This window comes from Streptomyces sp. NPDC001933 (assembly GCF_042890955.1).
Lineage (GTDB): Bacteria > Actinomycetota > Actinomycetes > Streptomycetales > Streptomycetaceae > Streptomyces.
Map to the genome: position 1 here is coordinate 267,356 of NZ_JBIASS010000006.1, position 16,000 is coordinate 283,355.

The window sequence follows — 16,000 nt, forward strand, 5'->3', positions numbered from 1 at the left end:
AAACAGTGGGAGGGAGTGGGCTGGCTCAGGCCGTCAACTCCCGTTCCAGCGGGGTGCGGAAGCGCGGAGTGATCCGTGCCAGGCCCACCCATTGCGAGAACCGGGATGCTTCTGCCTCGATCGCGGCGGAGGCATCCCGGCCCGTGTCGGACAGCAGCCGCCAGACCGGCTCACCATCGGCTCGCTGGGCCCAGCCGCCCACGATCCGGCCGTTCCACCACACGGTCGGGCCGATGTTGCCGGACCGGTCGAAGAGAGCCTCCCGATGCCCGGCCGGGAGATGGAAACCACGATCGGCCCACCCCATGGCGCTGGGGTCGAGGGCCGGAAGCAGCGCCGCCCAGGGTTCCGGAGCAGGCTCCGGCGCCATGTCCTCTGGCAGTACCCATCCCGTGGCGCCGCCGTCGAGCCGGACCGGCTCGGCCCCGACGGCCGCCAGTGCCCTACGGACCTGGCCCACTCCCCAGCCCGTCCACCACTTGAGGTCGGCTTCGGTCGCCGGGCCGTAGGAACGGAGCCAGCGCCTGGCCAGCTCGGCCTGTGCCTGCGCGGGCTCCTCGAACGGCCAGGGCTCGGACACCGTCCAGCGGAACTGGCTGGAGGTCCAGGACCCGCGTGGCCGGTCCCGGCGGATGCGGTTTTCGGCGGCCAGGATCCGGATGACCCGGGAGGCGACGCCCTGCACGGTCTCGGCCCTCTTGCCGGGGAAGAAGGTGATCTTTGTACGCAGAGCAGCCACGGCGGCGGAGAGCTCCGTGCCGGTCGCGGTGCCGCGGTCGGCGAGAGCGGCGAGTGTCTGCCGTTCCGCGTCGGCGAGCCAGCACTCGTCCAGGCCGTTGCCGTCGTCCGCCAAGTGCTTGAGGAAGGTCCGGCGCTCCTTGGCAGCCACGGTCCGCGCGTTCGACGCGTCGACACAGGGGGCGAGATCCCGCGACACGACGAAGAGGGTGTTCCGCATGGAGAGCTGCCGGACCAGCGAGACCTCACCGTAGAGAGCCTCTTCCACCGGGGCGACGCCCGCCTCGGTCATGCGGGCACACGCCGAGAGGAAGACGGTGGCGGCGTCGGTGGCGTGCAGCGCGACAAGCGCGTCGGCCACGGAGACCGGTGAGGCGGTCCGTACGGACGGGGCCAGGAGATGGCGTCGTCCGAGCCTGATCCTGCGCTGTTCGTCACTGATGCGGTGCATGGACCACCCCCTCCCGGATTCCGAAGCGCGATCAGAGTGCGAGCTTGAAGCCCACATGGCTGGCGGTGAATCCGAGCCGCTCGTAGAAGCGATGGGCATCGGTCCGGGCCGCATCCGACGTCAGCTGGACCAACTGGCAGTCCTGTCGCCGCGATTCGTCCACAGCCCACTCGATCAGCAGGGTGCCGAGGCCGCTGCCGCGCTCGTCGGCGTGGATGCGTACACCCTCGATGACCGAGCGGGTCGAGCCGCGCCGGGAAAGCCCAGGAATCATGGTCAGTTGCAGGGTTCCGACGACGCGGCCTTCGCGGACGGCGACCACCAGGTGCTGGTTCGGATCGTCCGCGAGCCGTTGGAACGCGGCGCGGTACGGGGCGAGGTCGTCCGGCGACTCACGCCGGGCACCCAGTGGATCGTCGGCGAGCATGGCCACGATCGCCTGGATGTCGGCGAGGGCGGCGGGGCGTATCTGCAGATCGCTCATGATCGGCAGGGTACGCAGACCGGACGGGCGGCGCACGGGGCCGGTCCGTTCGGCGGGCCGGTCCCGTGCGACTCACGCGACCGGCCAGGCCGGCCTCGGTGACATGGTGCAGATGCCGCGGCGACGGGGATCACGGCTTCGCGACGGCCACCGTGCAGTCGCTCGTCCGAAGCGTTCCACCGGCCCGCAGCCGAGGACGGCTCCGGGCCGTGCGGGCGTCGGCGGTCAGCCCATGGCCACGGTCAGCGGGGCGTAGCGACGGGTCCAGTCGCCCGGCACATCCGCGGCTCCATGTGTCATCACCGCCGTCGTGGAGCCGGGCCGCAGACCGTGCTCCTCGAACCAGTCGAGCAGCTCGGTATGGCGCGCGTCGATGTCCGCGCGCAGCGGCAGATCCGTCGCCTCCGCGAGCGAGGCGACAAGCGCCTCAGCCGTGGCGGTGTCGCGCGCGACCAGCGGGCCGATCGCATGGGCCCGGTCGCTGGGCCAGACCGCCGCGTAACCGATGAGATGTCCCCCGTCCTCCGCGACCCGGATGTGATCGGCGTACGCGGGGAGCCGGGCGAGGACATGGGTCCGGTCGGCGCCGAAGACATCCGCGTCCAGCAGGACCATGGCTCGCAGGTCCTCCGCCGTGGCCGGGCGGACGGAGACGGCAGGGGGCCTGCCGTCGGTCGGCCGGAAGAATCCGGCGACCCGCTGGGAGTGGCCCACGACCGAGAAGCCGAGCTGCTCGTAGAGCGGTTGCCCTGCGGCCGTCGCGTAGAGGCTGAGCGGGATGTTCCCGGACTCGGCGATCACATGGTGCATCAGCTGCCGTGCGATTCCCTGCCGCGCATACCGCTCCGCGACGAGCACCATGCCGATGGCTGCCAGCCCGGTGCCGTACGAGGTCACCACACAGCCGGCCATCAGGCCCTTGCCGTCGGGGTCATCCACGCCGTAGCCGGTTCCGGCGGCGAGGAGCAGGCCCCACCTGTGCTCATCGCGTGGCCAGCCACGGTCTTCGCTGAGATCGGCGCAGGCGACCAGGTCGCCCGGGGTGAGGCGCCGGACATGCAGTTCGGTGATCGGACGGGGCAGTGAGCTAGGCATGAAGGTCAGGCTGTCCGACCCGATGTTCGCCCGTCCACCCCTTTACCTGTTCCGGACGAGTGACGCAGCCGGCGGCCGCGCCGGGTCGGTCCCCAGGGCTTCAGCACCGATATCGCTGTGACGAAGAGGTACGTCGCCGTTGCCACCGACGGCGCGACCACCAGGTCGATGTCGACGGCGCCACGTGCAGCGGCCTCGTCGATGCCGGGCCGCAGGGAGAAGACGGACAGTGCCACGGTGATCAGGGTGAGCCAGAACTTCGTCCAGACCCACCGGTGCCTGGCCAGCCCCCACGGGGTGCCGAGGGCCAGAACGAGGCCGCTGAAGAGAGAGAACAGGGCGACCGGCACGATCAGCCAGTCCCCGAAGATCTTCATGGCACGGGTGGCGGCCTGCGCCGTGGCGGGGTCCCCGGTGGAGAAGGCCGCGATTCCGAGCGCCAGCAGTCCGACGGTCAGTCCCAGCCAGCTCACGGATACCGAGACATGTGCCACCAGGAGGCTGCGGCGGGCGGGGCGTTTGAGTGGTTTCACGTGAAACACGGTGCCGGGATCGGGGCGATCGGGCGTCTGACAGCGGGAGTAATCGCGCGTACTAGCCTCGGCGTACGGCACGCGTTCCTCTGCGCTCCTCTCTGCCGGGTGAGTCGCCGTCCTGCCCGGTGCTGATGCGTTCTTGGGCGGCTGTCATGGGTCCACGACCCGTCCGTGTCCGTCACAAGGCATGCTGGGCCGAGGGATCGCGGACAGTGGCCGAACGATGGCCGTCAGCGGGGCCCGACTGTGTCCGCAAGCTGGGGGGATTGCGGGCCGTGCTGGTGCGTAAGGCGACCACGAGACGTACGAGGCGAGGCACAGTATGGATGCTCCGGCCACCGGGTGGACCGACGACGGAACGGGCAGATCCACCGACGCGACCCTGATCCACCGCACCCTGGCCGAGATATCGCCCGTCGCGGATCAGGCGACCTCGTACTTCTACGCGCTGCTCTTCGTACGCCACCCGGAACTGAGGAACCTGTTCCCGGTCGCCATGGACGTCCAGCGCGACCGTCTCCTCCGTGCGATCCTCACCGCGGCCGACCGCCTGGACGACTCACGCGCACTGGCCGAGTATCTCGGCGAACTGGGGCGGGGCCACCGCAAGTACGGCACGTCGCCCATGCACTATCCCGCGGTGGGGGAGGCGCTCATGGGCGCCCTGAGCCGCTACGCGACCACCACCTGGGACGGGGAGACCGAAGCGGCGTGGGTGCGTGCCTACACCGCGATATCGCAGATCATGATCGACGCGGCCGCCGCGGACGAGCAGCGGGCCCCCGCCTGGTGGCACGCGGAGATCGTGTCGCACGACCGCAGAACCCGTGACATAGCGGTGCTCACGCTCCGGCCCGACCAGGCCTACCCTTTCATCGCCGGCCAGTACACGGCCGTGGAGACCCCGTGGTGGCCCCGGAACTGGCGGCACTACTCCTTTGCTACGGCACCCCGCCCCGATGGCCTGCTCACCTTCCACATCAAGGCGGTCCCGGCCGGCTGGGTCTCCAACGCCCTGGTGCACCGGGCCCGGCCCGGGGACATCCTGCGCCTCGGCCCGCCCACGGGCTCGATGACGGTCGACCACTCCACCCACAACGGTCTGCTCTGTCTGGGCGGAGGCACGGGCATCGCGCCCATCAAGGCGCTCGTCGAGGATGTCGCGGAGCACGGCGACCGGCGTCCGGTGGAGGTCTTCTACGGGGCACGCAGCGATCACGACCTGTACGACATCGACACGATGATGCGGCTCCAGGACACCTTTCCCTGGCTCGCGGTGCGGCCCGTGGTCGCCATCGGTCCGGGAACGGGAAGCGGCCTGATGAGGGGACTGCTCCCCGAGGCGGTGCGGCAGCACGGCCCGTGGCACGAGTACGACGCCTATCTCTCGGGCCCGCCCGGCATGATCCGCAGCAGCGTGGACATGCTCCGGGGCATCGGGATGCCGGCCGGGCGCATCCGCCACGACTTCCTCGACGAACCGGCCGACACCGGCCCCGCCTGACCGCGACAGCCGCCGTCACGCCGGAGCACCGGCCGCCCTTCCCGGAGCACCGGCCGCCGCCTGCCCCGGACCGGCGGCGGTCAGCCCAGATCGGGCGCGTGCATCGCGCGCACGCCCTCGATGTTCCCGTCCAGATAGTGCCGCAGCGACAGCGGTACGAGGTGGACGGCGGCGATCCCCATCCGGCTGAACGGCACCCGTACGACGTCGTACTCCCCACAGGGATCGTCGATCTCGGGGCCGTGCCGCCGGGACAGGTCCATCGAGTCCAGTCGGCAGACGAAGAAGTGCTGGACCTTCACGCCCTTCACCCCGCCGCCCTCGATGTGCTCCACGGTGTCGACGAAGCAGGGGACCACATCGGTGATCTTGGCGCCGAGCTCCTCGTCCACCTCGCGGTGCAATGCGTCGACCACGGTCGCGTCCTCTGGCTCGACCCCGCCGCCGGGCGTGAGCCAGTAGGGATCCACTCCGGGCTTGGTGCGCTTGATGAGGATCAGGTCGTTGCCGTCGAGCAGGATGGCGCGTGCGGTGCGCTTGACCACGGGACGTTCGGTCATGGCAAGAGAGTGGCCCGCAGAACCGGTTCTGAAACACCGGACCGGTGCTGGGCGGCCCTGAGCTCACCAGTCGGCGGCAGCACGCAGCAGCCACTCGTGCGCCCGCGCGATGTGGGGCAGCGCGAGTGTGCCGGTCCGCACCGCCAGGAAATAGGTGCGCAGGGGAGGAACCGGCGGGTCCAGGAGGGCCACGACCTCGCCCCGCTCCAGCGCCCTCTCACACAGGTAGCGCGGCAGCACGGCGAGTCCGGCGCCCGCCGCGGTGCACTCCAGGACCGCCCGGAGGTCGGGCACGATGACGGTTCCCGCGAGGGCGGGCCGGCTCTCGAAGACGGCGGCCCAGTACCGGGAGACGAGCGGCAGGCTCTCATGGACCTCCACGACGGGCAGCTGCTCCAGGACCACGGGCCCCTTGTGGCGTAGGGTCCCGGGGCCGAGGCGCCCGGCCCAGCGCGGCGCGGCGACCAGGACATGTTCTTCGTCGCAGAGCGCGGACGCGGTGAGCAGCCCACCGCGCGGACGGGCGGTCGCGATGGCCAGGTCATGGTGTCCGGCGGCCAGCCCCTCCAGTGCTTCTTCCGCGCCGGTGAAGAAGGAGCTGCGCAGGGCCAGACCCTGGGCGACGAGCGGGGTGAGCGCGGGCAGGGCGCGCATCGAAGAGAATTCGGGCGGCCCGGCCAGGTGCAGCGTCCGTACGCCCGACTCCTCGTCGAGCTCCGCCTCGGCGATCTCGACCAGTGCGTCCAGATGGGGCGCCGCCCGGTGCGCGAGTTCGTCGCCGATGGTCGTCGGGGTCACGCCGCGGGCCCTGCGCAGGAAGAGCGGGCGGCCGAGCTGTCGCTCCAGGTTCCGGATCTGCGAGGTGACCGCGGGCTGGGAGAGGCCGAGCAGGGCGGCGGCCCTGGTGAAGGAACCGGCCCGGTGCACCGTGACGAACGTGCGCAGCAGGGTCAGGTCCATGTCCTGTCCTTCCCACCTTCGCGACGCTTCGGACCCGTACAACTATAAATATGTCGATAGGTCGCTGTCGCTACTGTGATTGGACACTGACGGAGAGTCAACTAGCCTTGTTCGGGCGGTTCTTCGCAGGAGGAACCGGGGCGGTCCGAGCCACGAGGGGGGAGGCTCGGACCGCCGTACCACCGGTCGGTCAGCGCCCGCCCATCGCCGCGTCGAGCGCCCGTTCCACATCCGCCACCAGGTCCGCCGGGCTCTCCGCGCCGACCGAGAAGCGGATGAAGCCCTCGGGCACGGCGTCACCGCCCCAGCGCGCCCGGCGTTCGGCGGTGGAGCGCACTCCGCCGAAGCTCGTCGCGTCGTCGACCAGCCGCAGCCCGGTCAGGAAGCGCTCGGCCCGTTCGCGGTCGGGCAGCACGAACGACACCACGGAGCCGAAGCGCCGCATCTGCCGCACGGCCTTGGGATACGACGGGTCGGAGGGGAGTCCGGGGTAGCGCAGCCCGGTCACCTCGGGCCGCTTGCCGAGCGCCTGCGCCAGCGTCAGGGCGGTGGCGCACTGCCGGTCGATCCGCAGTTCCAGCGTGGCCAGCGACCGGTGCGCGAGCCAGGCCTCCATGGGGCCGGGGATGGCGCCGACCACCTTGCGCCAGCGCCGTACTCCCGCTGCCAGCTCGGGATCACGGCAGGTCACATGGCCGAGCAGGATGTCCCCGTGTCCGGTCATGCCCTTGGTGTCACTGGCCACCGAGAAGTCGGCCCCCAGCTCCAGCGGGCGCTGGCCGAGCGGTGTGGCGAGGGTGTTGTCGACGGCCACCAGCGTGCCGGCCGAGTGCGCCGCCTCGACGAGCCGGCGCACATCGCAGACGTCGAGCCCCGGATTGGACGGGGTCTCGATCCACAGCAGCTTGGCGCCTTCGAGGACCGCCAGCTGGGCATCGCCACCGGTCGGCGCGGTCCGCACCTCGACGCCGTACGCCTCCAGCTGCTCGCGCACCAGCGGCAGGGCCTGATAGCCGTCGTCGGGCAGCACGACCACGTCGCCGGTGCGTACCTGGGACAGCAGCACGGCCGAGATCGCCGCCATCCCGGAGGCGAAGGCCGTGGTCTCGACGGGCTCCCCCGGTGCCTCCAGCTCACCGATGGCCCGTTCCAGATGGGTCCAGGTCGGATTGGTGTCCCGGCCGTAGGTGTACGGACCGGTCGGCTCACCGGAGAGATGGAAGTGCGCGGCGAAGACCGGCCCGGGGAGGGTGGGCTCGAACTGCTCCGGTTCGGGCAGCCCGGCCCGTACCGCTCGTGTTCCGTCACCCAGGGTGCTCATACCGCTTCCTCGCTCCTCTCACCGGCGCTTCTCTCTCCGGTGTGCCATGGACCTGAACTGCACTGTCTCAGGAGGCTTCGGGTCAGTCCTCGTCGGGCAGGATCACGTTCAGTGCCCACGACACGATGGAGATGATCAGTCCGCCGAGCACGGCGGTCCAGAAACCTTCGACATGGAAGCTCAGATCGAACAGGCCGGCCAGCCACGAGGTCAGCAGCAGCATGAGCGCGTTGACCACCAGCGTGATCAGCCCGAGCGTGAGGATGAAGAGCGGCAGGGTCAGCAGCTTCACGACCGGCTTGACGACGAAGTTCACCAGACCGAAGAGCAGGGCCACCACGATCAGGGTGAGCGCCTTGCGTCCGGTGCTGCCGCCGGTCAGCGTGATGTCCTGGATCAACCAGATGGCCACGGCCAGCGCACCTGCGTTGGCGATCGTCTTGACTACGAAATTCTTCATGTGTCTGATCGTGGCAGACCTGATCGGTGGCGGACACCGGCAGCGCAGAGGCAAGGGGCGGACAGGGCATGAAGGCATTCAGACTGGACGAGCTGGAGGCGGAACGGGCCGCCAACGACGGCGCGTATCTGCAGTTCGTGAAGGAACGGAACATGTCCGTCGGCCTGTACGCACTGGATGCCGGTGAGCTCGACCCGCAGCAGCCGCACAATCAGGACGAGGTCTACCTCGTCGTCAGCGGCCGCGCGGCCATCACGGTCGGCATGGAGACCACGCAGGTGGGCAGAGGGAGCGTGGTGTACGTACCGGCCGGTGTCGCCCACAAGTTCCACCACATCACCGAGGACCTGCGGGTGATGGTGGTCTTCTCACCCCCGGAGAGCTGAGCCGATCTCCCGGAGGACGGGGGTCCGGTCTCAGGGATCCCTCAGGGGTCGATCAGGGGACTTCAAGGGCTGCGTACCCACCGCCGGCCCCCTCCGCGCCTCTAGCATCGAAGCAGGAACTCATGGAGACGAGGTAAGGACGATGGCGGTGCGGGAGATATTCGCGGGGATGCCCTGGTGGGTGAAGTGGATCGCGGTGCCGGTCATCGCGATCGTCGTGTTCGGCGGCCTCATCGCCAGCGTGATCGGGTTCGTGATCGGACTGCTCTTCAAGGTCCTGATCTTCGTGATCCTGGTCGGCGGGCTCATCTTCGTCGTACGCAAGTTCATGTCGTCGTCCTCGTCGCGCGGCGACTGGTAGGACGATCGGAAGCCGGCCGGGGCATTAGCCCAGCTGAGCTAAGCGGAAGACGAAACGACGCCCCTCGCGGACCCGGCGGATAGGGTGGCAGTTCGCTGCCACCACCTGGGAATCAACAGTCCGTCACCACGCTGACCAGTGGCCAGTACGGCGTTCGTCGTCCGGACCCCAGCCATGCGGCAGTGCGTGGGGGCGGCCCCCACGGGCGGGCTGACCACCCGTCACCATGCCTGGGGGTGACTGTTGACCACGGCATCGAGCACTGCTGCCCCGACGCTGATCGGTTCGGTTCAGCGAGCGCTGAGGCTGCTGGAAGCCGTGGTGGCCCATCGCGACGGGGCACCCGCGAAACAACTGGCCAGGGAAGCAGGTCTTCCCCTTCCCACGGCCTACCATCTGCTGCGCACCCTGACACATGAGGGCTATCTGCGCCGGGAGAACGGCGTCTTCCTCATCGGAACCTCGGCCGAACGCCTGGTCGACGAAGGGGCGTTGCAGAATCGTCGCGGCAGAATGGCCGAGTCGCTGGGCCGCTGGCGCGACATCATCGGCGCACCCGTGTACTGCGCCGTCTACCGCGAGGGCGAGATCGAACTCATCGCGGTCGCCGACACCCCCGCCATCCCCGCCGTCGACGAATGGGCCTCCTTCCGGGAGACCGGGCATGCCCACGCGATCGGCCAGTGTCTGCTGAGCCAGCTCGACGAGAAGGCCCGCGAGGACCACCTCGACCGCCACCCTGTGCGTCCACTGACCCGCTACTCGGTCAAGGACCGGGCCACGCTCCTTGAGCGACTGCGGTCGCTGGAGCGGACGGAACCTGTCATCGAGCGACAGGAGTACGCCCTGGGAACGGTCTGCGCGGCCATCCCGATCACGGCCGGATTCACCGCTGCCGCGATGGCGATTTCCGTACCCCTGGAGCAGGAAAGTCGGTTGCTCCCCGCAGTCGAACAACTACGTGGCGAAGTGGCCAACCTCTTGCGTTCGTTCGTGTTCTCTATCAGTATCTGAAAAATCACTCCTTGTGATCTGCTATCGCGTGCACCACGATGGCGTCAATAGGGCCACGGGGGATCATTCCTGGCCAGATTCATCTACTGCGGGGTTGAACGATGCGCGAGTCGGTTCAAGCTGAGGTCATGATGAGCTTCCTCGTCTCCGAGGAGCTCTCTTTCCGGATCCCGGTGGAGCTCCGGTACGAGGTCTGCGATCCGTATGCGATCCGGATGACCTTCCATCTGCCCGGTGACGCCCCCGTCACCTGGGCATTCGGCCGTGAGCTGCTGCTCGACGGCCTCAACAGCCCCAGTGGCGACGGCGATGTGCATATCGGTCCCACTGAACCCGAGGGGTTGTCCGACGTACATATCCGGCTCCAGGTCGGCGAGGACCGGGCCCTCTTCAGGGCCGGTACGGCACCACTTGTGGCGTTTCTCGACCGGACCGACAAGCTCGTGCCACTCGGGCAGGAGTGCACGCTGGGTGACTTCGAGGGCAACCTGGAAGACGCCCTGGGCCGGATCCTTGCCGAGGAACAGAACGCCGGCTGAGTGGAAAGGGCGCCGCCGACCGGCTCGCCGGTCGAACACGGCACCTGCCGAATGGGTGAATTGCTCAGCGTGGAGAAGCTCAAGGCCTCGCCCTGCGACGACGGCCCTTCCCGGTCCGTACGGGCGCCGAAGCTCCGGCTTCCGCGCCGGGCCCTGTGCGGTCTGCGGAGACGACCAGCGCAGCGAGCACCGTCGTCACCGGCACCGAGGCGACCAGTCCGATCGAGCCGACCAGCGTTCGTACGATCTCCTCCGCCACCAGCTCGCTGTTGGCCACCGTCCCCACGCTGCTCTGCGCGATGGAGAACAGCAGCAGCAACGGCAGTGCGGCGCCCGCGTAGGCGAGCACCAGCGTATTGACGACCGAGGCGATGTGGTCGCGTCCGATCCTGATCCCTGCCCGGTAGAGCCCCCGCACACCCAACGTCGGGTTCGCCTGGTGGAGTTCCCAGACCGCCGACGTCTGGGTCACGGTCACATCGTCGAGGACCCCGAGCGAACCGATGATGACACCGGCCAGCAGCAGACCGCTCATGTCGATGTGCGGGTACAGGCCATGGATGAGGCCGGTGTTGTCGTCGGTGTTGCCGGTCAGGCTCGCCCACCCGATGAAGAGCGATCCGAGCAGTCCGATCAGCAGCAGCGAGATCAGTGTGCCGATCACCGCCACCGAGGTGCGGGCGCTCAGGCCGTGGCACATGTAGAGCGCGATCAGCATGATCGCACTGGCCCCGACCACCGCGACGAGCAGCGGATTGGAGCCCTGGAGTATGGCCGGGAGGATGAACAGGGTCAGCACGGCGAACGAGACGGCGAGCGCGACCAGCGCCATCACCCCGCGCATGCGGCCCACCGCGACCACGACCAGGGCGAAGATCCCGGCCAGCAGGGTCAGCGGGAACTTCCGGTTCACATCCGTCACCGAGTACTGCAGGTCACGGGGCGCGTCGGGGGCGTACGCCACGACCACGCCCTGACCGTCGCGCAGCTGACGCGTTGCGTCGGGCTGGACGATCTCGGTGAAGGTCCGGCCCTTGTCATGACCGGTCGTCACCTCGATCGTGGCCTTCTTGCACAGCCCCCTCGCGCTCCCCGGGGGTGGTGTGGTGGCCCCGTCCATGGGCGTCTGGACCGCGTTCACCTCCTTGCAGTCCACCATGTCGACATTCACCACCTTTCCCTGCTGGGTCTGCCGGTCGAACCCGATGCCGGTCCGCTCGTGCGACGGCGCACCGCCCGGCCAGAGCGCCACCAGACCGACGAGGACGGCGGTGGCGAACGGGATCAGTACGGCTGCGATGACTTTGCGTAGATGTCTGGAGACGGGTGCGGCGGGGCCATGGCTGTGCGAGTGACCGTGCTGATGGCCCTGCGTTTCGAGGTCGATAGGAGGGGACGTCACCGGCCGATCATCGCAAGAGGAGACGGGCCCACTGTTCATCAGGCCGGACGGGGCGCTAGCGTGGGGGAACCTTTGCACACGCGGGAGCTCGGAGCACCGGGCTGAGAGGGCGCTGATCTCCGTACGTCCGTACGGGACAGGCTGCGCCGACCGCCGAACCTGTTACCGGGTAATGCCGGCGTAGGGAGTAGGTCTCATGACCACATCGGACGCACGCACGCCTGCCTCGAACCAGAGCGACGAGGCCGGGAAGTCCATCGGCTGGCACAAGGGGTACGTCCAGGGCTCGCGCCCGGACCTCCGGGTGCCGGTCCGTCAGGTGCACCTCACCAACGGCAAGGACGTGACGCTGTACGACACGTCGGGTCCGTACACCGATCCCACCGTCGAGACCGATGTCCGCCGCGGGCTCGTACCGCTGCGGGAGAACTGGATCACCGCCCGCGGCGACACCGAGGAGTACCCGGGCCGCCCCGCCCGCCCCGAGGACGACGGGCTCAAGCACACCTCTCCGCGCGGCGGGCTGCGCAACCTCGACGCGGTCTTCCCCGGCCGCCCGCGGCTGCCGCGCCGCAGCCGGGACGGGCAGCCGGTGACCCAGCTCGCGTACGCCCGCCGGGGCGAGATCACCCCGGAGATGGAGTACGTGGCGATCCGGGAGAACGTCGAGCCCGAGGTGGTGCGCGAGGAGATCGCGGCCGGCCGGGCCGTGCTGCCGGCCAACGTCAACCACCCCGAGATCGAGCCGATGATCATCGGCAAGCGATTCCTGGTGAAGGTCAATGCCAACATCGGTAACTCCGCGGTGACGTCCTCCATCGAGGAGGAGGTGGAGAAGATGACGTGGGCGACGCGTTGGGGCGCCGACACCGTCATGGATCTGTCCACCGGCCGCAACATTCACACCACCCGTGAGTGGGTTCTGCGCAATTCACCCGTTCCGATCGGAACTGTCCCGCTCTACCAGGCGCTCGAAAAGGTCGACGGCCGGGCGGAGGAACTGACCTGGGAGATCTACAAGGACACCGTCATCGAGCAGGCCGAGCAGGGCGTCGACTACATGACGGTCCACGCCGGCGTGCGCCTGCCGTACGTGCCGCTGACCGCCCGCCGCAAGACGGGCATCGTCTCGCGCGGCGGCTCGATCATGGCGGCGTGGTGCCTCGCGCACCACAAGGAGTCGTTCCTGTACGAACACTTCGAGGAGCTCTGCGAGATTCTCGCAACCTACGACGTGACGTACTCGCTGGGCGACGGGCTGCGACCCGGCTCGATCGCCGACGCCAATGACGAGGCGCAGTTCGCCGAACTGCGCACGCTCGGCGAGCTGAACACGGTCGCCAAGCGGTTCGGCGTCCAGACCATGATCGAGGGGCCGGGACATGTCCCGATGCACAAGATCAAGGAGAACATCGACCTCCAGCAGGAGATCTGCGAGGAGGCGCCGTTCTACACGCTCGGCCCGCTGACCACCGATGTCGCGCCGGCGTACGACCACATCACCTCCGGCATCGGCGCGGCGATGATCGCGTGGTGGGGGACGGCGATGCTCTGCTACGTCACGCCGAAGGAGCACCTCGGCCTGCCCAACCGGGACGATGTGAAGACCGGCGTCATCACCTACAAGATCGCGGCGCACGCGGCGGACCTCGCCAAGGGGCACCCCGGGGCGCAGGACTGGGACGACGCGCTCTCCGACGCCCGGTTCGAGTTCCGCTGGGAGGACCAGTTCAACCTGGCCCTCGACCCGGACACCGCACGGGAGTTCCACGACGAGACGCTGCCCGCCGAGCCGGCCAAGACGGCGCACTTCTGCTCGATGTGCGGCCCGAAGTTCTGTTCGATGAAGATCTCCCAGGACATCCGGCGCGAGCACGGCGGTTCGCAGTCGGAGATCGAGGCGGGCATGGCGGAGAAGTCCAAGGAGTTCGCGGCGGCCGGCAACCGGGTCTATCTGCCGATCGCGGACTGAACCGGACCCGGGACGAGGTACCGCCCCGGAGGCCTCCGCCTTCGGGGCGACCGCTCCTACCGTCCGGCAGGTGTGAGGACCCGGTCGGACCGCTCCTGCCGTCCGGCCGGTGTGCGGGCCCGGTCAGTCCAGTTTGTGTTCGGGGCCGCCGAAGTCGGGGCTGGTGAAGTCCGGTGAGGTGAACGACGGCCGGGGGCCCGCCGTCGGGCCGTCGCCCGGGCTGGAGAAGTCCGGTGGGCTGTAGCCGACCTTCGGGATGCGGTTCGCCGAGCGGACCGGTGTGCGGGAGGCGGGCCCGGCCTCGGGATCGGCGAGCGCGTCCCGCAGGAACGGCAGGATGCCGCGCTCCAGCAGGGCGTGGCGCCAGGCCTCCCTGGCCCGTGCCACGTCCTCCGGCAACTCCTCCTCGTCGTCCTCGACGGGCTGCGACTCCGAGCCGTTGCGCAGTGCCGTGATGAGCAGCCCGACGGCGGCGGCCAGGATGGCGGCGGCCGTGACCGCGGCGAAGAACCAGCCCGCGGAGACCATGGTCGAGGCGAAGGACGGTGCCGGGTCGAGCAGCCTCAGCAGGTAGCCCGCCAGCAGGAATATGAACGCGGCGGTACCGGCGAGCACCGGCGCCAGGACCGTGACGACGGCTCCTATGCCGGCGCCCGACTGGTGCGGACGGCCCGTGCCGGAGCCGGGGAGCGCGTCCTGGTCCGTCCCTTCGGCAGGGCCGCGCAGTTCCTCGCGGGCCTGCACGTAGTGCTTGTACTCGGTGGCGGCGGTCGCGGTGATCAGCTCCGTGGCGTCCAGCGCCATGGTGCGCAGCTGGACGGCGTTGAGCCGTTCGCCGACCGCGGCCAGATCCGGCCGTTCATGGGCATGACGCAGTGCGTCATCGAGGATCCGCTCGTACTCGGGGCGGTCCTCGGCCAGCAGGTGCGGAGCGCTGTTCATGTGCATCCCCCGATGCTCCGTCGGGCCTGAGTGCCCGTTGGAGACGGGCAGTTGGGCGGAAACGGAGGAGAGCCTGCTACTGATACGCCGATGGTAGAGCGCCCACGGCACGGGGTGACAGGGGGTTTCCGGAAATAGGCCCAGTGGTCGGCGTGGTCAGGTCGTGGAGCGTCTTCCCGGAAGCGCGTCAGTCATGCAGAGGCAGCTGGACGACCAGTAGCTTTCCGGCCATGGTCACTCCGCCGTCCATGGCGATGGCGAGCCCGTCCGCGTACACGTGCGGACCGTCGACCACGGGGCCGGAGCCGTCCTCGCCGTCCTCCGAGCCGACCTCGCCGAGGAGGTACGGAATGGGGCTGTGACCATGGACGATGCGCTGTCCGCCGTATGCCGACATCAGCTCCCGGACGGCCTGCGGACCCGACTCGTCGCGGAAGGCGAACCGCTTGGTGAGCTTGCGGAAGAGGTCCCAGCACTCATCGGCGTCGTTACGCGTGAGAATGGCGTGCACGGTGTCGTTGACGTCCTCGATGGTGGTGCCGTATTCGAGGTACGCCGTCGTGTCGGAGTGCATCAGCAGATGCCCGTCCTCCTCGACGATCGCGTCGAGCCGGGACATCCACTGGAGGTGGACGTCCTGGAGGCGCTCCATGTCGTTCTTCTGGCCGCCGTTGAGCAGCCAGGCCGCCTGGAAGGTGGCGGTGCCCGCGCCGGAGTTGACCGGGGTGTCGCTGAACCGCTTGGCGCCCAGGAGCAGCAGCTCGTGATTGCCCATCAGGGCCTTGCAGTAGCCGCCGGCGGCCGCGGCCTCGGCGGACAGGCGCATCACGAGGTCGATGACCCCGATGCCGTCCGGGCCCCGGTCGGTGAAGTCGCCGAGGAACCAGAGCCGGGCGTTGCCCGCCGACCATTTGCCGTCGGCGTCGATGAGGCCCTGCTCGGCGAGGGCGGCGTGGAGCTCGTCCAGATAGCCGTGGACGTCGCCGACGACGTACAGCGGTCCGCGACCTTGCTCCGGGACGGGGCGCGGGTCGGGGACGGTCGGCACCTGCAGGGTGTCACCGCGGTTGATCACGGGAAGATCGCGCGCGGTGGGGGTGTATCCGTCCGGCGGCATGTCACCGGGGACGGCGTTGCCCGGGTGCGGTGACGCAGGCGGCACCGGGCTCTGGGCATAGGGCGGTACGCGGAAGTCGCGCAACGTCGCCGTCCGCACCACGGGTTCCTGACCGGCCCCCTGTGTCATCGACCCCTCCACCACCGTCGCGCCGCCGT

Annotated in this window: 17 protein-coding genes and 1 riboswitch; of the genes, 6 read left to right on the forward strand and 11 right to left on the reverse strand. The window is 69.3% G+C overall.

Annotated features, from left to right (window positions below):
* Positions 1-25 precede the first annotated feature (25 nt).
* From ACFYY7_RS17635 to ACFYY7_RS17650, 4 genes are all read right to left on the reverse strand, one after another.
* Positions 26-1,189, reverse strand: coding sequence for a winged helix DNA-binding domain-containing protein (locus ACFYY7_RS17635; protein WP_388662405.1), 1,164 nt, complete (start codon positions 1,187-1,189; stop codon positions 26-28).
* 31 nt (positions 1,190-1,220) lie between these two features.
* On the reverse strand, positions 1,221-1,673 hold the full coding sequence (locus ACFYY7_RS17640; protein WP_388662407.1) for a GNAT family N-acetyltransferase: 453 nt from the start codon (positions 1,671-1,673) through the stop codon (positions 1,221-1,223).
* Positions 1,674-1,898: 225 nt separating this feature from the next.
* A complete protein-coding gene (locus ACFYY7_RS17645; protein WP_388662409.1) occupies positions 1,899-2,768 on the reverse strand; it encodes a GNAT family N-acetyltransferase in 870 nt (289 codons plus the stop codon).
* 5 nt (positions 2,769-2,773) lie between these two features.
* The gene (locus ACFYY7_RS17650) at positions 2,774-3,301 is read right to left on the reverse strand and encodes a DUF2269 domain-containing protein (protein ID WP_376626110.1); all 528 of its coding nucleotides are present in this window, start codon (positions 3,299-3,301) and stop codon (positions 2,774-2,776) included.
* 325 nt (positions 3,302-3,626) lie between these two features.
* Here ACFYY7_RS17650 and ACFYY7_RS17655 point away from each other — a divergent pair, with 325 nt between their 5' ends.
* On the forward strand, positions 3,627-4,808 hold the full coding sequence (locus ACFYY7_RS17655) for a globin domain-containing protein (protein ID WP_388662410.1): 1,182 nt from the start codon (positions 3,627-3,629) through the stop codon (positions 4,806-4,808).
* 80 nt (positions 4,809-4,888) lie between these two features.
* On the opposite strand, the gene ACFYY7_RS17660 is transcribed toward ACFYY7_RS17655, so the two are convergent.
* The 4 genes from ACFYY7_RS17660 to ACFYY7_RS17675 form a co-directional block, all read right to left on the reverse strand.
* Positions 4,889-5,368, reverse strand: a complete 480-nt coding sequence (locus ACFYY7_RS17660) for an NUDIX domain-containing protein (RefSeq protein ID WP_266731296.1) — start codon at positions 5,366-5,368, stop codon at positions 4,889-4,891.
* A gap of 63 nt (positions 5,369-5,431) precedes the next feature.
* Positions 5,432-6,328: a LysR family transcriptional regulator gene (locus ACFYY7_RS17665; RefSeq protein ID WP_388662412.1), complete on the reverse strand. Its 897-nt coding sequence runs from the start codon at positions 6,326-6,328 to the stop codon at positions 5,432-5,434.
* A gap of 190 nt (positions 6,329-6,518) precedes the next feature.
* Positions 6,519-7,649 carry a cystathionine gamma-lyase gene (locus tag ACFYY7_RS17670; RefSeq protein ID WP_388662414.1) on the reverse strand — a complete coding sequence of 377 codons (1,131 nt, stop codon included), beginning with the start codon at positions 7,647-7,649 and terminating at the stop codon, positions 6,519-6,521.
* An 82-nt stretch (positions 7,650-7,731) separates the two neighbouring features.
* Positions 7,732-8,109 (reverse strand): phage holin family protein, encoded by a 378-nt coding sequence (locus ACFYY7_RS17675; RefSeq protein WP_124719910.1) that lies wholly within the window; start codon positions 8,107-8,109, stop codon positions 7,732-7,734.
* Between the two features lie 68 nt (positions 8,110-8,177).
* Here ACFYY7_RS17675 and ACFYY7_RS17680 point away from each other — a divergent pair, with 68 nt between their 5' ends.
* From ACFYY7_RS17680 to ACFYY7_RS17695, 4 genes are all read left to right on the forward strand, one after another.
* Positions 8,178-8,495, forward strand: coding sequence for a cupin domain-containing protein (locus tag ACFYY7_RS17680; protein ID WP_326766660.1), 318 nt, complete (start codon positions 8,178-8,180; stop codon positions 8,493-8,495).
* Positions 8,496-8,643: 148 nt separating this feature from the next.
* The gene (locus ACFYY7_RS17685) at positions 8,644-8,856 is read left to right on the forward strand and encodes a DUF5326 family protein (RefSeq protein ID WP_266731284.1); all 213 of its coding nucleotides are present in this window, start codon (positions 8,644-8,646) and stop codon (positions 8,854-8,856) included.
* Positions 8,857-9,099: 243 nt separating this feature from the next.
* Positions 9,100-9,870, forward strand: a complete 771-nt coding sequence (locus tag ACFYY7_RS17690) for an IclR family transcriptional regulator (protein WP_388662416.1) — start codon at positions 9,100-9,102, stop codon at positions 9,868-9,870.
* A gap of 101 nt (positions 9,871-9,971) precedes the next feature.
* Entirely contained in the window at positions 9,972-10,409 is a 438-nt protein-coding gene (locus ACFYY7_RS17695) for an SsgA family sporulation/cell division regulator (RefSeq protein WP_072488197.1), read from the forward strand.
* A 79-nt stretch (positions 10,410-10,488) separates the two neighbouring features.
* Here the strand turns inward: ACFYY7_RS17695 and ACFYY7_RS17700 are convergent, their stop codons facing one another.
* Positions 10,489-11,850 (reverse strand): YibE/F family protein, encoded by a 1,362-nt coding sequence (locus ACFYY7_RS17700; protein ID WP_388662418.1) that lies wholly within the window; start codon positions 11,848-11,850, stop codon positions 10,489-10,491.
* Between the two features lie 31 nt (positions 11,851-11,881).
* Positions 11,882-12,015: riboswitch (TPP riboswitch) on the forward strand.
* Between ACFYY7_RS17700 and thiC the strand changes: the two genes are divergently transcribed.
* On the forward strand, positions 12,008-13,783 hold the full coding sequence (thiC, locus tag ACFYY7_RS17705; protein ID WP_388662420.1) for a phosphomethylpyrimidine synthase ThiC: 1,776 nt from the start codon (positions 12,008-12,010) through the stop codon (positions 13,781-13,783). It overlaps the preceding riboswitch by 8 nt.
* A 123-nt stretch (positions 13,784-13,906) precedes the next feature.
* Here thiC and ACFYY7_RS17710 read toward each other — a convergent pair whose 3' ends face one another.
* Together ACFYY7_RS17710 and ACFYY7_RS17715 are read right to left on the reverse strand one after the other, a co-directional pair.
* Positions 13,907-14,731 carry a hypothetical protein gene (locus ACFYY7_RS17710; protein ID WP_388662422.1) on the reverse strand — a complete coding sequence of 275 codons (825 nt, stop codon included), beginning with the start codon at positions 14,729-14,731 and terminating at the stop codon, positions 13,907-13,909.
* Between the two features lie 181 nt (positions 14,732-14,912).
* Positions 14,913-15,971 (reverse strand): metallophosphoesterase, encoded by a 1,059-nt coding sequence (locus tag ACFYY7_RS17715; protein ID WP_356081934.1) that lies wholly within the window; start codon positions 15,969-15,971, stop codon positions 14,913-14,915.
* Positions 15,972-16,000 lie beyond the last annotated feature (29 nt).